This window comes from Streptomyces sp. NPDC029296 (assembly GCF_055569255.1).
In genome coordinates, this window is sequence record NZ_JBVHXT010000009.1 from 93,846 (window position 1) to 111,871 (window position 18,026).

General features: G+C 72.6%; 12 protein-coding genes, 1 tRNA gene and 1 pseudogene. 6 read left to right on the forward strand and 8 right to left on the reverse strand.

Translation table 11 applies throughout. The features are described 5' to 3' along the window. A pseudogene (locus ACZ4W9_RS10280) lies at positions 1-625 on the forward strand (DUF4184 family protein); the annotation flags it as partial. A 516-nt stretch (positions 626-1,141) separates the two neighbouring features. Here ACZ4W9_RS10280 and ACZ4W9_RS10285 read toward each other — a convergent pair. From ACZ4W9_RS10285 to polA, 3 genes are all read right to left on the reverse strand, one after another. Continuing rightward, complete coding sequence (locus ACZ4W9_RS10285) at positions 1,142-2,218, reverse strand: response regulator (RefSeq protein ID WP_467934557.1); 1,077 nt, start codon at positions 2,216-2,218, stop codon at positions 1,142-1,144. Continuing rightward, a complete protein-coding gene (locus tag ACZ4W9_RS10290; RefSeq protein ID WP_467934559.1) occupies positions 2,211-2,456 on the reverse strand; it encodes a hypothetical protein in 246 nt (81 codons plus the stop codon). The genes ACZ4W9_RS10285 and ACZ4W9_RS10290 overlap by 8 nt, the downstream gene beginning before the upstream one ends. Before the next feature lie 337 nt (positions 2,457-2,793). Next, positions 2,794-5,520, reverse strand: coding sequence for a DNA polymerase I (gene polA / locus ACZ4W9_RS10295; protein WP_467934560.1), 2,727 nt, complete (start codon positions 5,518-5,520; stop codon positions 2,794-2,796). A gap of 983 nt (positions 5,521-6,503) precedes the next feature. Between polA and ACZ4W9_RS10300 the strand changes: the two genes are divergently transcribed. Together ACZ4W9_RS10300 and ACZ4W9_RS10305 are read left to right on the forward strand one after the other, a co-directional pair. Further along, the gene (locus ACZ4W9_RS10300; RefSeq protein ID WP_467934561.1) at positions 6,504-8,816 is read left to right on the forward strand and encodes an FdhF/YdeP family oxidoreductase; all 2,313 of its coding nucleotides are present in this window, start codon (positions 6,504-6,506) and stop codon (positions 8,814-8,816) included. A gap of 48 nt (positions 8,817-8,864) precedes the next feature. Next, positions 8,865-9,356, forward strand: a complete 492-nt coding sequence (locus ACZ4W9_RS10305; protein WP_467934563.1) for a hotdog fold thioesterase — start codon at positions 8,865-8,867, stop codon at positions 9,354-9,356. Positions 9,357-9,524: 168 nt separating this feature from the next. Here ACZ4W9_RS10305 and ACZ4W9_RS10310 read toward each other — a convergent pair whose 3' ends face one another. After that, entirely contained in the window at positions 9,525-10,184 is a 660-nt protein-coding gene (locus tag ACZ4W9_RS10310; protein WP_467934564.1) for an ANTAR domain-containing response regulator, read from the reverse strand. 96 nt (positions 10,185-10,280) lie between these two features. On the opposite strand from ACZ4W9_RS10310, the gene ACZ4W9_RS10315 reads away from it, so the two are divergent. Both ACZ4W9_RS10315 and ACZ4W9_RS10320 read left to right on the forward strand, forming a co-directional pair. Next, a tRNA-Leu gene (locus ACZ4W9_RS10315) sits at positions 10,281-10,363 on the forward strand. Positions 10,364-10,445: 82 nt separating this feature from the next. Continuing rightward, positions 10,446-11,234: a helix-turn-helix domain-containing protein gene (locus ACZ4W9_RS10320; protein WP_467934565.1), complete on the forward strand. Its 789-nt coding sequence runs from the start codon at positions 10,446-10,448 to the stop codon at positions 11,232-11,234. Between the two features lie 16 nt (positions 11,235-11,250). Here ACZ4W9_RS10320 and pyk read toward each other — a convergent pair whose 3' ends face one another. Continuing rightward, positions 11,251-12,687: a pyruvate kinase gene (gene pyk / locus ACZ4W9_RS10325; RefSeq protein WP_467934567.1), complete on the reverse strand. Its 1,437-nt coding sequence runs from the start codon at positions 12,685-12,687 to the stop codon at positions 11,251-11,253. 226 nt (positions 12,688-12,913) lie between these two features. On the opposite strand from pyk, the gene ACZ4W9_RS10330 reads away from it, so the two are divergent. Beyond that, complete coding sequence (locus tag ACZ4W9_RS10330) at positions 12,914-14,725, forward strand: bifunctional metallophosphatase/5'-nucleotidase (protein ID WP_467934568.1); 1,812 nt, start codon at positions 12,914-12,916, stop codon at positions 14,723-14,725. Between the two features lie 12 nt (positions 14,726-14,737). Here ACZ4W9_RS10330 and ACZ4W9_RS10335 read toward each other — a convergent pair whose 3' ends face one another. From ACZ4W9_RS10335 to ACZ4W9_RS10345, 3 genes are all read right to left on the reverse strand, one after another. Continuing rightward, a complete protein-coding gene (locus ACZ4W9_RS10335; protein ID WP_467934569.1) occupies positions 14,738-14,884 on the reverse strand; it encodes a hypothetical protein in 147 nt (48 codons plus the stop codon). Between the two features lie 216 nt (positions 14,885-15,100). Then, positions 15,101-16,513: a lysine N(6)-hydroxylase/L-ornithine N(5)-oxygenase family protein gene (locus ACZ4W9_RS10340; protein WP_467934570.1), complete on the reverse strand. Its 1,413-nt coding sequence runs from the start codon at positions 16,511-16,513 to the stop codon at positions 15,101-15,103. Then, complete coding sequence (locus tag ACZ4W9_RS10345) at positions 16,510-17,886, reverse strand: pyridoxal phosphate-dependent decarboxylase family protein (RefSeq protein WP_467934572.1); 1,377 nt, start codon at positions 17,884-17,886, stop codon at positions 16,510-16,512. Before ACZ4W9_RS10345 ends, ACZ4W9_RS10340 begins: the two co-directional genes overlap by 4 nt. Positions 17,887-18,026: the final 140 nt, after the last annotated feature.

The following is an 18,026-nucleotide window of genomic DNA, read 5'->3' on the forward strand; positions in this document are numbered from 1 at the left end:
GGCGCCCCGCGGCGCAGCAGGGCGGCCGGCCGCCCTGCTGCGCCGCGGGGCGCCACGCGTACGCGTGCGGGCCGCGCCGGTGGCCCGGTGGTACGGCTCCGCGGTGCTCGGCGCGCTGACCCATGTGGTGTGGGACGCGTTCACCCATCACGACCGGTGGGGTACGCGGCTGCTCCCGGCGGTCGGGCGGGAGGGCCCGGCGGGCGTACCGCTGTACACCTGGCTGCAGTACGGGTCGTCGGCGGCGGGTGCCGTGCTGATCGTGGTGTTCGTGGTCCGGGCACTGCGGCGGGTGCCCGGTGGGGCGCCGGCGGGGGTGCCGGCGCTGTCCGTACGGGACCGGTGGTGGGCGTTCGCGGTGATCGGCGGCTGCGCGACGGCGGGGGCGGTGCGGCGGACGGCGCTGTGGCGGGAGCGGGGCGGTACGGGCCCGCGGCCGTGGGAGCTGGCGCCCACCCTGTGCTTCGGGGCGGGCGCCGGGGTGGTGCTGGGGCTGCTGGTGTACTCCGTGGGGGTCAGGCTCCGGCGTCCGGCCGCCGGTCCCGGGGATCACACGGGTCACGGGGACCACGGGGATCACGGTGCGGGGGTCGGTGCGGGCGGCGGGCGGCCGGACGCTCGGTGAGGGACGCCACGAAGACCGTGAGTTCGCGCCGGGGGCGCGCTCTCGGGACCAGGGTGAGGGCGAGGGCGAGATAGCCGCGGGCCAGGTCGGCCCACTGGCGCCAGTCGGGGACTCGGGCCGGGCGGGCGGCGAGCCCGCGGCCGACGCGCCTGGTGACGCCGCGGACGGTCGTGGCCGGGTCGGCCGGGATGCGGGCGGTGCTTGCGCCGCCCGCGAGGGCCGGGACCGGCGCGGCGGGCACGGCCTGCGCCGAGGCGGCACCCGCCCAGGCCCCGGCGGCTGCCTCGGGCGTCCGGCGGTGGAGCATGCGTATACCCATGCCCGCAGTGTTGCGGCTACGGGCGGTGGGGGGCGTTCTGACAGGGGCCACGAGAGTGACGGGGCCCTTCGGGGGTTTCGCCGGATGCGCACCGGCGGCCCCTCCTCCCCCGGGACGGGGCCGGGCGGCGGTCGCCGTCACCCCGGTGCGGGGCCGTGGCCTTTCCGGCCGCCCCGGGTGGTGTGCCCGGCCGGGGCCTACCGGCCGTGTCGCTCCAGGTGGATGGAGGTGAACACGGCGACCTTGGCCCGCAGGGCCCATGGGTCGAAGGGCTTGCTGATGTAGTCGACGGCGCCGGCCGCGTAGCCGCGGGCGGAGTGTTCGGATCCGGTGCCCATCGCGGTCAGGAAGATGATGGGCACGTCCCGGGTCCTGCGGCGGCGTTTGATGTGGGCGCACGTCTCGTAGCCGTCCATTTCGGGCATCTGCACGTCCATGATGATGACGGCGAAGTCGTCGTGGTCGAGCAGGGCCTTGAGCGCCTCCCGGCCGGAGGAGACGGTGACGAGTTCCTGCTCGAGCGTCGCCAGGACCGCCGTCATCGCCAGCAGGTTGTCCGGCTGGTCGTCCACGACGAGGATCTTGGGCATGCCCTGCCGTCCCGCCGGCAGCACGGCCTCCGTGGCCTGCTCGACGGCGTCCAGCTGGCGTTCGAGCAGCGAGCAGCGGTCCTCCGCCGCCGCACGCTGGACCTGGGCCTCCCACAGGGCCGCGCCGAGGCGCTCGACTTCCCTTCGGAGCGTGTCGCGTTCCTGGATCAGGCCGTGGACATCCGGATGCGCCTTCGCGAACTCGTCCGCCCGCCTCCGCTCCGCGATGCGGTCGGCCTCCAGCTGGTTGAGCCGGGTCTCCAGGTCGGCGATGCGCTGGGTCCGGTCCAGCAGCGCGTCGCCCAGGACGTCGCCGCAGACGCTGGACCGCCGGGAGACGTGGTCGGCGTCGGCCAGCTGCCGCTCCAGGATCTCCACCGCGTGCCTGGGCGACGAGGCGGCGTCCACGGCCGATCCGTACAGGCCCCGGACCAGCTCGATGGCCTCGGTGGTGACCGCGGTCCCCCGGTGCTCGGCGACATCCGCGAAGAGGTCGCTGATCACCTGCCAGGGCGGCAGCCGGGTGCCGTTCAGGTAGCGCGAGACCGTGCCCGGGTCGATCCGGCGCCGGGCCGCGTACCGGCGGACGGACACGTCAAGGCTCTCGAACAGCTCGCGCAACGCCTCGGCCAGGGCCCGGGACGCCTCGTTGAGGTCGTCCCCCAGAGGCCGCAGCTCACCCATCGCTCTCCCCCTCGGCCGTGCCGGCGGCCACGGGGACCGCCGGCCGGACGGCACCGTCCTCGGCGGCGATGAGGCGGTCGAAGAACGGCACGGCCACGCCGGCGCAGGCAAGACCGGCGAGCAGGCCGCGCGCCGTGCCTTCCCCGGCGACGACCGTCAGTCCGCCGGCCGCCGCGCCGGTGAGCAGGGCGAGCAGAAAGACCAAGGCCGATCTCAAGGACAGCAGAGGACGGTCCACCGTGTGCTCCATTCATCCAACCCGCCGACGTACGACGGCACTTGGCGCCCGTCCGGCCGATCGCGGACGGTGGGACCAGAATGGATGAAGGCGAGGGTGTTGCGGCCCGGGATCCGGAAGCGGGGCAGCGAAGACCGTCCGTTGCACGAGGCTTCCCACCGCTCGTGCCGTGATCCTGGCCGGTCGGGGACCCGACGGCCGGCGTGTTGCCGGGGCGTTGCTCCGCAACGCCGTGGCTCTTCGGCAACACGTGCGGGCGGGCGCGGCGGCGGAGAGGGCGCCCGGACCGGAGCGTGGCGCTCCGGTCGTGGGCCGGTTCTCCGCCGCCTGCCGTGGGTCAGTGCGCCGCCGATTCCCAGTCCGGGCCGACGCCGACCGAGACGTCCAGGGGCGCCCTCAGGTGGACGGCGTTCGCCATCTCGCGGCGGACGAGCTCCTCCACGGCCGCTCGTTCGCCGGGGGCGATCTCCAGCACGATTTCGTCGTGGACCTGCAGGAGCATGCGGGACCTCAGGTCCGCCGCCCGCAGCGCCTCGTCCACCCTCAGCATGGCGATCTTCACGATGTCCGCCGCCGTGCCCTGGATGGGCGCGTTGAGGGCCATGCGCTCGGCCGCCTCGCGGCGCTGGCGGTTGTCGCTGTTGAGATCGGGCAGGTAGCGGCGGCGGCCGAACAGCGTCGCCGTGTAGCCGGTGGCCCGGGCCTCGTCGACCGCCCGGCGCAGATAGTCCCGCACCCCGCCGAAGCGTTCGAAGTAGGCGTCCATCAGGGCGCGGGCCTCACCCGCGTCGATGTTCAGCTGCTGGGACAGGCCGAACGCGGACAGGCCGTAGGCCAGGCCGTACGACATCGCCTTGATCTTGCGGCGCATCTCCGCGTCCACCGCCCCCGGCTCGACCCCGAACACCTGGGACGCGGCCGTGGTGTGCAGGTCCTCGCCCGAGGTGAACGCCCGGATCAGGCCCTCGTCCTCGGACAGATGGGCCATCACGCGCAGCTCGATCTGGCTGTAGTCCGCGGTCATCAGCGACTCGAAGCCCTCGCCGACCACGAAGCCCCGGCGGATCGCCCGGCCCTCGTCGGTGCGCACGGGGATGTTCTGCAGGTTCGGGTCCGTGGACGACAGGCGTCCGGTCGCGGCCACCGTCTGGTTGAACGTCGTGTGGATACGGCCGTCGCCCGCGATCGTCTTGATCAGGCCCTCGACGGTCACCCGGAGCTTCGCCTGCTCGCGGTGGCGGAGCATGATCACCGGCAGTTCGTTGTCGGTCTGGGCGGCGAGCCAGGCCAGCGCGTCGGCGTCGGTGGTGTAGCCGGTCTTGGTCTTCTTCGTCTTCGGCAGCGCCAGCTCCCCGAAGAGGACCTCCTGCAGCTGCTTGGGCGAGCCCAGGTTGAACTCGTGGCCGGCCGCCGCGTGCGCCTCCTTCACGGCCTGCTGCACCGCGCCCGCGAACATCTGCTCCATGGCCTCCAGGTGCGCCCGGTCGGCCGCGATGCCGTGCCGCTCCATGCGGGCGAGCAGCACGGAGGTGGGCAGCTCCACGTCCCGGAGCAGGTCCGCCGCGCCGACCTCGGCCAGCCGCTCCTCGAACGCCTCGCCCAGGTCCAGCACCGCGCGGGCCTGGATCATCAGCGCCTCCGCCTCGGCGCCCTCGTCGGCGCCGAAGGCCAGCTGGCCGTCGGCCGCTGCGGCGGGGGCCAGCTCGCGGTGCAGGTACTCCAGGGACAGCGCGTCCAGGTCGAAGGAGCGGCGGCCCGGCTTGACCAGGTACGCGGCGAGCGCGGTGTCCATGCCGACGCCCTCGACGCGCCAGCCGTGCTCGGCGAAGACCCGCATGGCGCCCTTGGCGTCGTGGAGCACCTTGGGCCGGCCGGCGTCGGCCAGCCAGGCGGCGAACGCGTTCTCGTCGGCCTCGTCCAGCTCCGACGGGTCGAACCAGGCCGCCGCTCCCCCGGCCGCGGCGAGCGCGACCTCGGCGACCGAGCCGGTGCCCAGCGCCCAGGTGCCGACGGTGGCGACGCCCAGCGGCCCGGCGCCGTGCTCGGCGAGCCAGGAGGCCAGCTCGCCGGTGCGCAGGATCGTGCCGTCGATCTCGACGCCGTCGGCGGTGACCGGGGCCGTCTCGGTCTCCTCCGTGCCGGGGTCGACGGCGAAGAGGCGCTCGCGCAGGGACGGGTTGCGGATCTCCAGGGTGTCCAGGACCATCGACACGGCCTTGCGGTCGTACGGCGCCCGCTCCAGGTCGGCGACCGTCCTGGGCAGCTCGACCTGCCGCTCCAGCTCGGTGAGGACGCGGTTGAGCTTGACGGACTCCAGGTGGTCCCGGAGGTTCTGGCCCGCCTTGCCCTTGACCTCGTCGACGCGCTCCACCAGCTCGGCGAACGAGCCGAACTGGTTGATCCACTTCGCGGCGGTCTTCTCGCCGACACCGGGGATGCCGGGGAGGTTGTCGGACGGGTCGCCGCGCAGGGCTGCGAAGTCCGGGTACTGGGCGGGCGTCAAGCCGTACTTCTCGAAAACCTTCTCCGGGGTGAACCGGGTCAGCTCCGAGACGCCCTTCGTGGGGTAGAGCACGGTGATGTTCTCGGTGACCAGCTGGAAGGAGTCGCGGTCGCCGGTGACGATCAGCACCTCGAAGCCCTCGGCCTCGGCCTGCGTGGCGAGGGTGGCGATGATGTCGTCCGCCTCGAACCCCTCGACGGCGAAGCGCGGGGCGTGCATCGCGTCGAGCAGCTCGCCGATCAGCTCGACCTGGCCCTTGAACTCGTCCGGGGTCTTGGAGCGGTTCGCCTTGTACTCGGTGAAGCGCTCGGAGCGCCAGGTCTTGCGGGAGACGTCGAAGGCCGCCGCGAAGTGCGTGGGCGCCTCGTCACGCAGGGTGTTGGCCAGCATCGACGCGAAGCCGTAGATCGCGTTCGTCGGCTGGCCGGTCGCGGTCGTGAAGTTCTCCGCGGGCAGCGCGAAGAACGCGCGGTAGGCCAGCGAGTGCCCGTCCATGAGCATCAGCCGGGGACGGGTGCCGCCGGGGGTCTTGTCGGTCTGCTTCGGTGCTGTCTCTGCCACGCCACCGATCCTGCCACGAGCCACCGACAACCCGGACCGCCCGCCCGCGGCGGGTGTGAGCACGGACACGGTGAACGGGACGGCGCCGGGGTGTACGGGGGCGGTGCCAGGCCGCGCCGGACCGGTGTCGGGGTGCGCCGGGGTGGGCCGGGACCGGCGGAGCCGGCATCGGCTGGGACCGGCCGTGCCGGGATGGGCCGGGCGGTACCGGACCGGAGCCGGCGGCGGAGCGGGGGTATGCCGGGACCGGCGGAGCCGGGGTGGGCCGAGGCCAGCGGTGCCGGCATCGGCTGGGACCGGTGCAGCCGCGATGGGCTGGGCGGCACGGGACCGGAGCCGGCGGCGGGAGCCGGGATGGGCCCGGGGCCAGCGGTGCCGGGGTGGTGAGCGGCCGGCGGCCGTCCGGGCGGGGAGGGGCCGAGCGGCCGGTCACCGCTACGGCAGGACGAGCCGAGCGGCCGGTCGCCGCCCCGGCGCACAGGGGGCGCGGGGCCGTTCGCCACGCCCCTCCCGGCGTCCGAAGGACAAGCGGCCGGCTACCGCCCGACCGGGACGAACCACGCGACCGGTCACCACCCCGGCACGCAGGAGGGCGAGCATCGCCAACCGCCCCCGGCACCCAGGACACGATCAGCGGTCACCACCCCGGAAGGACAGCCGAGCAGCCGGTCACCGCCCCCGGCCCGCAGGGGCGCGAAGGGCCACTCTCCCCCGGCCCCCCAGGGACGAGCCGCCGGCCCCCGCCGCACCGGGACGACGCGAGCGAGCGGCCACCACCGGCACACAGGAGACGAGCGCCGGCAGCCGCCCCCGGCACGCAAGAACGGTCAACCGGACGCCGACCGTCGGTAAAGGGTGGTGCAGGACGCGTACGGGTGCGAGCGAGGGGCACCGCCTTCGTACGCCCGGCCGGTACCGGTGTCAGCCCCCCGTGGGAGGATCGTCGGCGGTACTTCTCACACGCAGTCGAAGGGGAGCGCGCGATGGCGACGAAGCCGCCGAAGGGTGATCCGGTCCAGGACGCGCCGCAGGTCGCGGAGCCGAAGCACGCGGCGGCGGGGCTGCCGGCCATCCGGCACACGCTGCGCGTCGCCCAGCGGCAGATGGGCGTGAAGCGCACCGCGCTCACGCTGCTGCGCGTGAACCAGAAGGACGGCTTCGACTGCCCGGGCTGCGCCTGGCCGGAGCCGGACCACCGGCACGCGGCCGAATTCTGCGAGAACGGCGCCAAGGCGGTCGCCGAGGAGGCCACGCTGCGCCGGGTCACCCCGGAGTTCTTCGCCGCCCACTCCGTCGCCGACCTGTCCGGCCGCAGCGGCTACTGGCTCGGCCAGCAGGGCCGGCTCACCCACCCCGTGTACCTCCCCGAGGGCGGCACGCACTACGAACCCGTCTCCTGGGAGCGGGCCTTCGACATCATCGCCGAGGAGATCACCGCCCTCGGCTCCCCGGACGAGGCCGTCTTCTACACCTCGGGCCGCACCAGCAACGAGGCCGCGTTCCTGTACCAGCTCTTCGCGCGCGAGCTGGGCACCAACAACCTGCCGGACTGCTCGAACATGTGCCACGAGTCGTCCGGGTCGGCGCTCGGCGAGACCATCGGGATCGGCAAGGGCAGCGTCCTGCTGGAGGACCTGTACCAGGCCGACCTGATCATCGTGGCGGGCCAGAACCCGGGCACGAACCACCCCCGCATGCTCTCCGCGCTGGAGAAGGCCAAGGCGAACGGCGCGAGGATCATCAGCGTCAATCCGCTGCCCGAGGCGGGCCTGGAGCGCTTCAAGAACCCGCAGACCCCGCAGGGCATGCTCCGCGGCGCCGCCCTCACCGACCTCTTCCTCCAGATCCGCATCGGCGGCGACCAGGCCCTCTTCCGGCTCCTGAACAAGCTGATCCTCCAGACGAAGGGCGCGGTCGACGACGAGTTCGTCCGCGAGCACACCCACGGCTTCGAGGAGTTCGCGAGCGCCGCGCGTGCCGCCGACTGGGACGAGACACTGGCCGCGACCGGCCTCACCCGCACGGAGATCGAGCGGGCCCTCGGCATGGTCCTGGCCTCGAAGCGGACGATCGTGTGCTGGGCCATGGGCCTCACCCAGCACAAGCACTCGGTCCCCACCATCCGCGAAGTGGTCAACTTCCTGCTGCTGCGCGGCAACATCGGCCGCCCGGGCGCGGGCGTGTGCCCGGTGCGCGGACACAGCAACGTCCAGGGCGACCGCACCATGGGCATCTTCGAGCGGCCCGCCCCGGCCTTCCTGGACGCCCTGGAGAAGGAGTTCGGGTTCGCGCCGCCGCGCGAGCACGGCCTCGACGTCGTCCGGGCCATCCGCGCGCTGCGCGACGGCGCGGCGAAGGTCTTCTTCGCCATGGGCGGCAACTTCGTGTCCGCCTCCCCCGACACCGAGGTCACCGAGGCGGCGATGCGCCGGGCACGGCTGACCGTGCACGTGTCGACCAAGCTGAACCGCTCGCACGTGGTCACGGGCGCCCGGGCACTGATCCTGCCCACCCTGGGCCGGACCGAGCGCGACGTACGGGCCGGCGGCGAGCAGTTCGTGACGGTCGAGGACTCCATGGGCATGGTGCACGCCTCACGCGGGCGCCTGGCCCCCGCGAGCCCGCACCTGAGGTCCGAGCCGGCCATCGTCTGCGGCCTGGCGCGCCGGGTGCTGGGCGCACGCAGTGTCGTGCCGTGGGAGGAGTTCGCCGACGACTACGGCGCGATCCGGGACCGCATCGCGCGCGTGATCCCCGGCTTCGAGGACTTCAACGCGCGCGTGGCCCGGCCCGGCGGCTTCGCGCTGCCGCACGCCCCGCGCGACGAACGCCGCTTCCCGACCGCCACGGGCAAGGCCAACTTCACGGCCGCGCCGGTGGAGTACCCGGCACTGCCCGAGGGCCGGCTGCTGCTGCAGACCCTGCGCTCGCACGACCAGTACAACACCACGATCTACGGCCTGGACGACCGTTACCGCGGCATCAAGGGCGGCCGCCGGGTGGTGCTGGTGCACCCCGAGGACGCGCGGGCGCTCGGATTCGCCGAGGGGGCGTACGTCGACCTGGTCAGCGAGTGGCAGGACGGGGTGGAGCGGCGGGCGCCCGGCTTCCGGGTGGTGCCGTATCCGACGGCCCGGGGGTGTGCGGCGGCGTACTACCCCGAGACGAACGTCCTGGTGCCGCTGGACGCGACCGCCGACACCAGCAACACCCCGGCCAGCAAGTCCGTCGTCGTCCGCCTCGAAGCCCACACGGAGGACGCGGCCGGCCGTCTGGAACAATCGGCGGCCGAGTGAGCGTTTGCTCAGCGAGCAGAGTGGCGGACGACGGACGGAGCCGGGCCCATGGGTGAGCAGCAGCAAGTGAAGTTCCCACAGCAGGTCGTCGACGAGTACGCCGCGCTCGGCGTGGACCTGCCCGCCCTGTTCTCGGCCGGCCACCTCGGCACGCGCATGGGCGTGCAGATCCTGGAGGCCTCGGCGGACAGGGTGGTCGGGACCATGCCGGTGGAGGGCAACACCCAGCCGTACGGCCTGCTGCACGGCGGCGCCTCCGCGGTGCTGGCGGAGACGCTCGGCTCGGTGGGCTCCATGCTGCACGGGGGCGTCTCGAAGATCGCGGTCGGTGTGGACCTGAACTGCACCCATCACCGCGGGGTCCGCTCGGGCCTGGTGACGGGCGTGGCGACGCCGGTGCACCGGGGCCGGTCGACGGCGACGTACGAGATCGTGATCAGCGACGAGCAGGGCCGCCGGGTCTGCACCGCCCGCCTGACCTGCCTGCTCCGGGACGCCCGCGCGGACGGCGAGCCCTCCGCCCACCCGGCCACGAGCTGACCCCGGGCCCTCCCCGCCGGCAAGCGCCGCCCGCCATCGTCCGGTCCGGTGCCCTCTGCACGACGCGTCGGTACGCGAGGCGTACCCGGGCGAGGACCGAGCCGTCCGGACAGGACGAGGCCCGCGCCCCCTTCCCCGGGGACGCGGGCCGTGCCGTACCGGGGGCGCTCAGCCCTTCTTGGCCGCCTTCTTCTCCTCGTTGTCCGCGATGACCGCCTCGGCGACCTGCTGCATCGACATGCGGCGGTCCATGGAGGTCTTCTGGATCCAGCGGAACGCGGCCGGCTCGGTCAGGCCGTACTCGGTCTGCAGGATGGACTTCGCCCGGTCGACCAGCTTGCGGGTCTCCAGCCGCTGGCTGAGGTCGGCGACCTCCTGCTCCAGCTGCTTCAGCTCCGCGAACCGCGAGACGGCCATCTCGATGGCAGGGACGACGTCGCTCTTGCTGAAGGGCTTGACCAGGTAGGCCATGGCACCGGCGTCCCGGGCGCGCTCGACGAGGTCGCGCTGGGAGAAGGCGGTGAGCATCAGGACGGGCGCGAGGGACTCCTCGGCGATCTTCTCGGCCGCGGAGATGCCGTCGAGCTTGGGCATCTTCACGTCCAGGATGACCAGGTCGGGCTTGTGCTCGCGGGCCAGCTCGACGGCCTGCTCACCGTCTCCGGCCTCGCCGACGACGGTGTACCCCTCCTCCTCCAGCATCTCTTTGAGATCGAGCCGGATCAGGGCCTCGTCCTCGGCGATGACGACACGGGTCGTCAGCGGAGGCACGTGCGACTTGTCGTCGTCGGTCACGTCTACGGGCTGGGGCGACTCGGGGGCGGTCACTGAGGCTCCTTGGTCCAGGGCAGGCAGGTACTGCTTCTCAAGAGCCTACCTAGCAGCAACGGCGTACGATGACCCGGTACACTCTCCGCAGTGCCTGCCGGGTTGGTGGAACGGCATACACGGAGGTCTCAAACACCTCTGCCTGAAAGGGCTTGCGGGTTCGAATCCCGCACCCGGCACCCATCGAAGCGGAGACTCACGTTCGCGTGATTCTCCGCTTTTCGCTGCGCGCCGACAGGATCACTCACTCAGAGTGTCCGTATGCACCTCCATGGCACTGACGTGCGACACAAGGCCCTGGAGCTCCTTCGAGCCGGCGCGAAGAACACGGATGTGGCGCGGAGGCTGAACGTACCCGAGGGAACGATCAGCTACTGGAAGCATCTCGACCGGGCCCGGCGCGGAGAGTGTCCGGGACGGCACCGTCCCCTTTGCCCGCGCTGCGACGGCCGCCCGCTCGACGAAGCGGCCTACAGCTACTTGCTGGGCCTCTATCTCGGCGACGGCCACGTCAGCCATTACTCCGGGCACCGAACACCCAACCTCATGATCACTTGTTCGGACGCATGGGCCGGCCTCATGGACGCGTGCGAGCGCGCCATGCGTGCCGTGTTTCCCGGAAACTCGGTCTGCCGTGTCCGGAAGAAGGGCTGCCACAACGTGAAGGTCTACTCGCAGCACCTGTACTGCCTTTTCCCTCAGCACGGCGCGGGCAAGAAGCACGAGCGCCCCATCCATCTCGAACCCTGGCAGCAGGCCGTCATCGGCGTCCACCCTTGGGAGTTCGTCCGCGGCCTCATCCACTCCGACGGCTGCCGTGTCACCAACTGGACCACCCGCACGGTCGCCGGGGAGCGCAAGCGGTACGAGTATCCGCGCTACTTCTTCTCCAACAAGTCGGACGACATCAGGAGGCTCTTCACGGACGCCCTGGACCTGGTCGGCGTCGAGTGGACCGTTCTGGCCCGTGGCAACGACCCGTTCGGCGTCTCCATCGCCCGCAAGGCCTCCGTAGCCCTCATGGACACCCACGTAGGCCCCAAGCACTGACCAGGGGCCCCGGGTGTCACTTCGGGCTGTCGTCCTCGCCGATGTGGTGGACTCGGACCATGTTGGTCGAGCCGGAGACGCCGGGCGGGGAGCCCGCGGTGATGACGACGACGTCGCCCTTCCGGCAGCGGCCGTACTTCAGCAGCAGCTCGTCGACCTGGTCGACCATGGCGTCCGTGGAGTCCACGTGCGGGCCGAGGAAGGTCTCGGTGCCCCAGGTGAGGCTGAGCTGGGAGCGGGTGGCCGGCTCGGGGGTGAAGGCGAGCAGCGGGATGGGCGAGCGGTAGCGGGAGAGCCGGCGGGCGGTGTCCCCGGACTGGGTGAACGCGACCAGGAACTTCGCGCCGAGGAAGTCGCCCATGTCGGCGGCGGCCCTGGCGACCGCGCCGCCCTGGGTGCGCGGCTTGCTCCGCTCGGTCAGCGGCGGCAGCCCCTTGGCCAGCATGTCCTCTTCCGCGGCCGTGACGATCTTCGCCATGGTGCGCACGGTCGCGACCGGGTATTTGCCGACGCTGGTCTCCCCGGAGAGCATCACCGCGTCCGTGCCGTCCAGGACCGCGTTGGCCACGTCGGAGGCCTCGGCGCGGGTGGGCCGGGAGTTCTCGATCATCGAGTCCAGCATCTGGGTGGCGACGATGACGGGTTTGGCGTTGCGCCGGGCGAGGGTGATGGCGTGCTTCTGGACGATCGGCACCTGCTCCAGCGGCATTTCCACGCCGAGGTCGCCGCGCGCGACCATCAGTCCGTCGAAGGCGGCCACGATGCCGTCGAGGTTCCGTACGGCCTGCGGTTTCTCGATCTTGGCGATGACCGGGAGGCGGCGGCCTTCCTCGGTCATGATCCGGTGGACGTCGCGGGCGTCGTCGCCGCTGCGGACGAAGGAGAGGGCGACCACGTCGAAGCCGGTGCGCAGCGCCCAGCGCAGGTCGTCCTCGTCCTTCTCGGACAGGGCGGGGACGGAGACGGCCACGCCGGGGAGGTTCAGTCCCTTGTGGTCGGAGACGACGCCGCCCTCGACCACCCGGGTGTGGACGCGGGGGCCGTCGACCTCGGTGACCTCCAGGCAGACCTTGCCGTCGTCGACGAGGACGCGTTCGCCGGGGGTGACGTCGGCGGCGAGACCGGCGTAGGTGGTGCCGCACCGGTGGCGGTCGCCTTCGACGCCGTCCTCGACGGTGATGGTGAAGGTGTCGCCGCGTTCAAGGAGTACCGGTCCCTCGGCGAAGCGGCCGAGCCGGATCTTCGGGCCCTGAAGGTCGGCGAGGATGCCGACGCTGCGGCCGGTTTCGTCGGCCGCCTTGCGCACCCGCCGGTAGCGCTCCTCGTGCTCGGCGTGCGTGCCGTGGCTGAGGTTGAACCGGGCGACGTCCATTCCGGCCTCGACCAGTGCCTTGATCTGGTCGTACGAGTCGGTGGCGGGCCCCAATGTACAGACGATCTTCGCTCGGCGCATGAGTCGAGCCTAGGGCTTACCGGTGGGTAGGGAATTGGCGGCGTATGACTACTCAACGGACTTTGGGCGAAGGGTTTTTGACAAGGGTTTAACTGTGCGGGAAGCCGCTCCGATGAGCGTGCCCGGTGGACAGGTCACCAGATCGCAACCTTCCGGCCCTGTTGCCGTAAGTCATGCTCAGGTCAGAATCTACGCGCGTTGTCCACATCGCCGAGGAGACCGAGACATGCCGTTGAACCGCCGCAAGTTCCTGAAGAAGTCCGCCGTCACCGGAGCGGGAGTGGCGGTCGCCGCGGCGGCGGCCCCGGCGGCCGAGGCGGCGCAGGAGCGCGGTCCCGGGCGTCCCGGGCACCCCCTGAAGCGGCACTCGCTGACCGTCATGGGCACCACCGACCTGCACGGTCACGTCTTCAACTGGGACTACTTCAAGGACGCGGAGTACTCCGACAAGGCGGGCAACGCGATGGGCCTCGCCCGGGTCGCCACCCTGGTGAACCAGGTGCGCGAGGAGAAGGGCCGCCGCAACACCCTGCTGCTGGACGCCGGCGACACGATCCAGGGCACCCCGCTGACCTATTACTACGCCAAGGTCGACCCGATCACCGCCAAGGGCGGCCCGGTGCACCCGATGGCGCGGGCGATGAACGCGATCGGGTACGACGCGGCGGCCCTCGGCAACCACGAGTTCAACTACGGCATCGAGACACTGCGGAAGTTCGAGGACCAGCTGGACTTCCCGCTGCTCGGCGCCAACGCGGTGGACGCGAAGACGCTGCGGCCGGCCTTCCCGCCGTACTTCATGAAGACCTTCCACGTGCCCGGCGCCAAGCCGGTCAAGGTCGCCGTCCTCGGCCTGACCAACCCGGGCATCGCGATCTGGGACAAGGCCTATGTCCAGGGCAGGCTGGCGTTCCCGGGGCTGGAGGAGCAGGCCGCCAAGTGGGTGCCGAAGCTGCGGTCCATGGGTGCCGACGTGGTCGTGGTCTCGGCGCACTCGGGTACCTCGGGCACCTCCTCGTACGGGGACCAGGTGCCGTACCTGGAGAACGCGGCGGCCGAGGTGGCCCGGAAGGTGCCGGGGATCGACGCGATCCTGGTGGGTCACGCGCACGTGGAGATCCCGGAGCTGAGGGTCGTCAACGAGAAGACCGGCAGGACCGTCGTCCTGTCCGAGCCGCTGTGCTACGCCGAGCGGCTCACCCTCTTCGACATCGAGCTGGTGTTCCGCAAGGGCCGCTGGGAGGTCGAGTCGGTCTCCGCGTCCCTGCGCGACTCCGGCACCGTGGCCGACGACCCGGAGATCACCCGGCTGCTCGCCGACCAGCACAAGAAGGTCGTCGCGTACGTCAACCAGGTCGTCGGCCGGGCGACCGAGACGCTGACGACGGTCGAGGCCCGCTACCGGGACGCCCCGATCATCGACCTGATCACCAAGGTCCAGGAGGACGTGGTCAAGGCGGCGCTGGCGGGCACGGAGTACGCGTCGCTGCCGGTGCTCGCCCAGGCCTCGCCGTTCTCCCGGACCTCTCAGATCCCGGCCGGCGAGGTGACGATCCGGGACCTGTCGAGCCTGTACGTCTACGACAACACGCTGGTCGCCAAGTTGCTGACGGGTGCCCAGGTCCGCGCGTACCTGGAGTACTCGGCGGAGTACTACGTCCAGACGGCCCCCGGTGCCGCGGTCGACGTGGAGAAGCTGACCAACGCCGGCGGGCGGCCGGACTACAACTACGACTACGTGTCCGGTCTGTCGTACGACATCGACATCGCCCAGCCGGCCGGCTCGCGGATCAGGAATCTGACCTTCCAGGGGGCCGCGCTGGACGACGCCCAGCGGTTCGTGCTCGCGGTGAACAACTACCGGGCCAACGGCGGCGGTGCCTTCCCGCATGTCGCCACGGCCAAGGAGCTGTGGTCGGAGTCGACGGAGATCCGCACCCGGATCGCGGAGTGGGTGACCGCGAAGGGGGTGCTGGACCCGAAGGACTTCGCGTCGGTGGACTGGAGGCTGGTGCGCGGCGGCACGCCGGTGTTCTAGGCGCCGCGCTGTCTACGGTTCCAGCAGGGACAGGTCGACGGCGTCGGCGACGGCCTTGGCGCCGGCGTCGTTGACGTGCAGGCCGTCGCCGCTGTCGAACTCCGGGCGGATGCGCTCGGCTGCGGCCGGGTCGGTGACGGCGGCGGCGACGTCCGCCACGGCGTGGAAGGGGTGGGTGTCGCCGCGCAGCCAGGCGTTGACCTCGCGTCGTACGGCCTGGCCTGCTTCGGTGTCGTAGCCCTCGTAGACCGTGCCGCGTGGTTCGAGGACGTGGAAGGGCTCGTCGGGGCGGAGGACGGGGCCGCGGTGGGCGGCGGTCCGGGTGGTGGTCGTGGCCGGCCCCGACAGCGTTGCGGGGTGGCTTGTTCCGGCCGGTCACGGTCCGTCGACGAGCGGGGTGAGCCGCGCGGGCTGCCGGGCCTGTGGCACCCGGTCCGCGGGGTCCTCGAGACCGAAGGAGGTGAAGGCGGTCCGGGAGGGCAGTGGGTAGGTCTCCTTTCCGGTGAGGGAGTTGAGGATGGTGGCGCTGCGCCAGGCGGCGAGGCCGAGGTCGGGGGCGCCGACGCCGTGGGTGTGCAGTTCGGCGTTCTGGACGTAGACCGAGCCGGTGACCGAGGGGTCCAGGACGAGGCGGAACTCCTCGTCCACGCGGGGGCGCTCGCCGCTGTCGCGGCGGATGTAGGGGTCGAGTCCGGCGAGGAGGCGGCCGAGGGGGCGTTGGCGGTAGCCGGTGGCGAGGACGACGGCGTCGGTGGCGAGCCGGGTGCGGCTGCCCTGCTGGAGGTGTTCCAGGTGCAGTTCGATCCTGGTGGCGGCGATCCGGCCGGCGGTGCGGACGCGGACGCCGGGGGTGAGGACGGCGTCGGGCCAGCCGCCGTCCAGGGTGCGCCGGTACAGCTCGTCGTGGATGGCGGCGAGGGTGCCGGCGTCGATGCCCTTGTACAGCTGCCACTGGGCGGCGACGAGGCGGTCGCGGACGGGTTCGGCGAGTGCGTGGAAGTAGCGGGTGTAGTCGGGGGTGAAGTGTTCCAGGCCGAGTTTGGAGTACTCCATGGGGGCGAACGCCTCGGTACGGCCGATCCAGTGCAGTCCTTCCCGGCCGGCCGGGCGGTGCCGCAGCAGGTCGAGGAAGACCTCGGCGCCGGACTGTCCGGAGCCGACGACGGTGACGTGTCCGGCGGCGAGGACGGTGTCGCGGTGGTCGAGGTAGTCGGCGGCGTGCAGGACGGGTACGCCGGGCGCGTCGACCAGGGGCTGGAGGGCGTCGGGTACGTAGGGGGCGGTGCCGACGCCGAGGACGATGTTGCGGGTGTGGGTGCGGCCCAGGGCCTCGGTCTCGCCGTCGGCGCCGAGCTGGGTGAAGTCGACCTCGAACACGTCCCGTTCGGGGTCCCAGCGGACGGCGTCGACCTGGTGGCGGAAGCGCAGGCCGGGCAGTTGCCGGGCGGCCCAGCGGCAGTAGGCGTCGTACTCGGCGCGCTGGATGTGGAAGTGCTCGGCGAAGTAGAAGGGGAAGAGGCGTTCGTGCTGCCTGAGGTAGCTGAGGAAGCTCCAGGGGCTGGTGGGGTCGGCGAGGGTGACGAGGTCGGCGAGGAACGGCACCTGGAGGGTGGCGCCCTCGATGAGCAGCCCGGGGTGCCAGGCGAAGCCGGGGCGTTGTTCGTAGAAGACGGCGTCGAGTTCGGCGAGCGGGTGGGCGAGGGCGGCCAGGGAGAGGTTGCAGGGGCCGATGCCGATGCCGACGAGGTCGCGTGGGGAGGTCGGCTCGTGGCGTGGGGGGTGGGTCATCCGGGGGTGCTTCCTTCGACGAGTGCGAGCAGGCGGGCCAGGTCGTCCGGCCGGGTTCGGGGGTTGAGGACGGTGGCCTTGAGCCAGAGCCGGCCGGCGAGCCGGGCCCGGCCGAGCACGGCCCGGCCCTCGTGCAGGAGTCCGCGGCGGACGGCGGCCACGGTGTCGTCGTCGGCTCCGGCGGGGCGGAACAGGACGGTGCTGATGACGGGGTGGTCGTACAGCTCGAAGCCGGGGTGCCGGTCGATCAGGGCGGCGAGTTCGCGGGCGTGGGAGCAGACCTGGTCGGTCAGGGCGCCGAGGCCGGCGCGGCCCAGTGTCCGCAGGGTGACGGCGATCTTCAGGATGTCGGGGCGGCGGGTGGTGCGTGGGGAGCGGCCGAGCAGGTCGGGGAGGCCGGCCTCGGTGTCGTCGGCGGCGTTCAGGTAGTCCGCGCGCTGGTGGAGGGTGGTCAGTTCGTCGGGGCGGGCGACGGCGAGGAGGCCGGCGGCGGCCGGTTGCCAGCCGAGTTTGTGCAGGTCGAGGGTGACGGTATGGGCGGCGTCGAGTCCGGTGAGGAGGTGGCGGTGCCGGTCGCTGAAGAGCAGGCCGCCGCCGTAGGCCGCGTCGATGTGCAGGCGGGCGCCGTGGGCGGCGCACAGGGCGGCGATCTCGGGCAGGGGGTCGACGAGGCCGGCGTCGGTGGTGCCGGCGGTGGCGGCGACCAGCAGGGGGCCGGGGAGCGTGGTGAGGGTTTCGGCGAGGGCGGCCGGGTCCAGGGTGCCGCGGGGGGCCGGGAGGACGACCGGGGCGGGCAGGCCGAGCAGCCAGGCGGCGCGGGGCAGCGAGTGGTGGGCGCCGGCGCAGCAGACGAGGCGGACGCCGCTGCCGTGGGCCTCGCGGGCGAGCAGCAGGGCGAGTTGGTTGGACTCGGTGCCGCCGGTGGTGACGAGGGCGTCGGCGAGGCCGGCGGTGCGGGCGAGGGCGCGGGTGACCGCGGCTTCCAGGGCGGAGGCGGCCGGGGCCTGGTCCCAGGAGTCCAGGGAGGGGTTGAGGGCGCTGGCGGCGAGGTCGGCGGCGGTGGCGACGGCGAGCGGCGGGCAGTGCAGGTGGGCGGCGCACAGCGGGTCGGCGGGGTCGGCGGCGCCCGCGGCGAGGGCGCGGACGAGGGTGTGCAGGGCGCCCGGGTCGCCGGTGTCCGGCAGGGGGTCGCCGAGGGCGGCGTCGACGCGTGCGGTGACGGCTCGCGGGCCGCCGGCGGGCAGCGGGCCGCCGCGCTCGGCGGCGCCGGCGGCGAGCGCGTCGAGCACGGTGGCGAGGAGGGGTCGCAGGGCCTCGGGGCCGCCGGGGCCGGAGGCGAGCGGCGGTGTGCTCAGGGCCGCTTCGGCGGTCATGGGCTCTCCTCCGGGGCGCGGGAACGCGGGGCGGGCCCGCCGGGCCCGGGCACATGGCGTGTGGGTGGAGTGCCAGCTTGTACCGGAGGAGAGCCCTGTGTCCCGCAAGCCCGGCGAACGGAACCCGAAAGTGTGTACTG

Excerpts from the sequence above, each read along its gene's own strand:
- ACZ4W9_RS10285 (WP_467934557.1), bottom strand. The coding sequence starts at position 2,218 with ATGGGTGAGCTGCGGCCTCTGGGGGACGACCTCAACGAGGCGTCCCGG.
- ACZ4W9_RS10300 (WP_467934561.1), top strand. The coding sequence starts at position 6,504 with ATGGCGACGAAGCCGCCGAAGGGTGATCCGGTCCAGGACGCGCCGCAG.
- ACZ4W9_RS10305 (WP_467934563.1), top strand. The coding sequence starts at position 8,865 with ATGGGTGAGCAGCAGCAAGTGAAGTTCCCACAGCAGGTCGTCGACGAG.
- ACZ4W9_RS10320 (WP_467934565.1), top strand. The coding sequence starts at position 10,446 with ATGCACCTCCATGGCACTGACGTGCGACACAAGGCCCTGGAGCTCCTT.
- pyk (WP_467934567.1), bottom strand. The coding sequence starts at position 12,687 with ATGCGCCGAGCGAAGATCGTCTGTACATTGGGGCCCGCCACCGACTCG.
- ACZ4W9_RS10330 (WP_467934568.1), top strand. The coding sequence starts at position 12,914 with ATGCCGTTGAACCGCCGCAAGTTCCTGAAGAAGTCCGCCGTCACCGGA.
- ACZ4W9_RS10340 (WP_467934570.1), bottom strand. The coding sequence starts at position 16,513 with ATGACCCACCCCCCACGCCACGAGCCGACCTCCCCACGCGACCTCGTC.
- ACZ4W9_RS10345 (WP_467934572.1), bottom strand. The coding sequence starts at position 17,886 with ATGACCGCCGAAGCGGCCCTGAGCACACCGCCGCTCGCCTCCGGCCCC.